Origin of the sequence: Caballeronia sp. AZ10_KS36 (genome assembly GCF_023631105.1) — a bacterium.
Taxonomy (GTDB): domain Bacteria; phylum Pseudomonadota; class Gammaproteobacteria; order Burkholderiales; family Burkholderiaceae; genus Caballeronia.
Map to the genome: position 1 here is coordinate 1 of NZ_JALQDQ010000058.1, position 2,730 is coordinate 2,730.

Consider the following 2,730-nt stretch of genomic DNA (forward strand, 5'->3'; position numbering starts at 1 on the left):
AGCGACTGACACGGCCCCGCGCGCCTTGACGCGGCAAAGGCCTGAGCTAAGGTCGCGGGTACTGGACGGCGAACCAGGGGAACGGCAGGTGTCGGCAGCAGCAGCTCACGCACGAGGCAGGACGCCCCGCGCGGCGAGCGCGCTATCCGAGCGGTGCGACGTCAGGAGCGCGGCGAGGCTGGAGGGGATGGCTCGCGCCGGGGCAAGTCCGCGGGACGCGGCGCGGCCCCAAGAGCGGAGTCGTCCGGTCACCGGGCCGCGAGATCGCAGCTTGCGTGACGGGCTGCGCAGCGGACCGGCGCGCAGGGTGCAGCGGCCCGGCTCGATAGCGATGCCCTGCTGCGCATGTGAAAACGCCGGCTCGCGGCCGGCGTCGATGTTTCGTGCGCTGCGTCACGGGGCGGGTTTCGTCTCGCGCTGGTTGATCGTGATCTTTCCGTCCGGCGACAGGCTGAACTCCCCCGGCGCCGCGAACCCTGGCGGGGTCTTGGGCTCGTATATGCGAATCGTCGCAGGCTTGCCGGTAAGCGGCGGCGGCTGGTCTGCGCAGGCAGTCAGCGCGGCACACGCGGTGCACAGTGTGACGCCAACGGCAAAGCGGCAAATCTTTTTCATCGTTCTTGGTCTCCTCGTATTCGGCCACGTCTTGCGACGTGGCCGCGCATCCGTTACAGCTCGAGCGTCAGCAGCACGGTTCTAACGCGCGTGCCGGACTCCTCGAAAGCGCCGTCGGGCAGCTCCTCCCACAGTCCGCCGTGTTCCTCGACCAGCGGCCGCAATTTCTCCTGCTGTCTCGGACCGTTCGCGCAGATCGCGACAAGTCGCCCGCCCGGTTTCAAAAACCCGAGCGCGCGCGAAATATGCGCGATGTCCTGACCGTTTGCAAACGGCGGATTAATGATGATCTTGTCGAACGCGCCCAACTCCGGGCCGCATTCCATGAAATCCGCGTTCAGCACGCGCGCGGCAGGATAGCGTGCCTCAAGCGCGCGCGCGAGCCCCTGGTTGATTTCGACGGCGGTAACCTGGATCTGGGAAAAGTCGATAGCCTCGGAGACAGCCGACAGAATCCGCCCCGTTCCCGCGCTGAATTCTCCGACGTGTTCGCCCGGCTGTATGTCTGCTTCGTCCACCATGCGCCCGGCAGTCTCGGCGGGAGTCGGGAACAGTTGCGGCGCGCTCACAACTTGCACACCTTCGCGCAGCTGGTCGCGCAGCTGTCGAAGCTTCGCGCCTCGGTCGTCGTCCTCCGGCACTTGCGCGGGGCTCGGTTGGATCGTCGCGCTCGGTTCCGCCTGTCGCTCGATTTCGACGGGCGCGGCGCTCGCCGGCGCGGGACGCTCTACGCGTTTCGCGTCGGTAATGAAAACCTGTTTCAGCGCATACCCTGCATCTGAAACAAGCGCGCGGCGCACGCGGTACGCGCCGTGCTCGGCCGTTGCGGCGATCTTGCGGATGCTCTTGCCGTCTTCGTTTCGCTTCTTCCATTCGTCATTGGTCATCTCGACAAAGCCCTCGCCCGGGTAATTGACCAACGGCGCGAGCTTCGCCTTTTGGGCGACTGCGGCCGCGTCGACGGGATCGGGTGCGCGGTAGTCTTTGACCTCTTCAATCGCGACCTTCCACCGGCTGCTCCACGAGACGACGCGCGGCGACGACGTAGTCAGGCTATTGATGCGCCCGCCTGCCTTGTTCACGCGATGCACGACCAGCCATTCATCGCGGACCAGCACACGGCCGCCAACAGCAATGTCGAATTTGTCGGCCGCGATGCCGCCGGCCTCGCCGAGCATCGCGCGCTCGTACGCCAGACGGTTATCGACGTGCGCAATCCAGCGACCATAAAAAGCGATCGTGCGCGCGTGCGCCTTGAGCGCCCTGTCGCGCAACTGCTCGATGTCGGCTCCCTCGGCGCACAGCATCGTGTAAAGCGACGTGACCTGTCCGTCCACCTTGAAATAGAGATGGTCATAGCCAGCAATCGCTTTCGCCTGCTCGTGGGTGAGCTCTGGCTTGCTCCACAGTTTCGTAAATTTTTGCGCGTTGTCGATCTCTTTCTGGTACTTGCGGCGGTCCGACTCCAGCCCCTTGATGCGACGATGGCGAACGTCCGGGCGTTCCTTGTATTTCGCGTGCGCCAGTGCGCCCTTGGCGCGACGCGTCCAGTATTCGGACGTCTCCCACGCGTTCACGGCGCGACGCATCCCGGCCTCGATGCGTTCGGCGTCACGCCGCGCGCGGCGCTCGCTATGGTGGCCAACCAAGATGGGCTGACCGAGCGGGATATGCTCGGTGATGCTCTGGACGTTCGAATACGCTGCATCGCCTTCGCGCGCGCGGTTCTCGCTGTAACCATCGAAGCGGTCCGCGCGTTCCTCGGCGCGGTCGACAAGACTGGTGTCTTCGTCGCCGATCTCGCCGCACAACTCCAGCAGCAGATCCTCGCGGGACGGTGTCCACATCGGCGCCACGAAAAGATCCTGTTTCGGCGCGAATCGGAACCCTTCGCTGCTCACGCGCTGATAAAGCGCCTCGTCGAGGCGGTGCGGCGAGTACAAACGCAGCTTGTTGTCTTCCGGCGAGTAGGTAGCGCTGAAGTTGGACATACAGTTTTCTCCTGACGGGTTGGTAGCTGACCGGGACCCTAGATTCGGAGTCCCGGCGTAAAAGTTGTTCTGCCGAGTTGGCGGGCTGCGCTTCGCAGCTGCCGCCGTTCCCCTGAGTTCGTCG

The 2,730-nt window shown here is 64.8% G+C and carries 2 protein-coding genes; both read right to left on the reverse strand.

Translation table 11 applies throughout. The annotated features are described in order from the left end of the window. Window positions 1-393: 393 nt before the first annotated feature. Entirely contained in the window at window positions 394-615 is a 222-nt protein-coding gene (locus tag NCR35_RS29635) for a hypothetical protein (protein WP_033537241.1), read from the reverse strand. Window positions 616-668: 53 nt separating this feature from the next. Beyond that, on the reverse strand, window positions 669-2,730 hold a 2,062-nt coding region (locus tag NCR35_RS29640), incomplete at its 5' end, for a DUF3560 domain-containing protein (protein WP_250537444.1).

Bases quoted from the DNA above. Each gene is read 5' to 3' on its own strand.
- NCR35_RS29635 (WP_033537241.1), bottom strand. From the start codon at position 615: ATGAAAAAGATTTGCCGCTTTGCCGTTGGCGTCACACTGTGCACCGCG.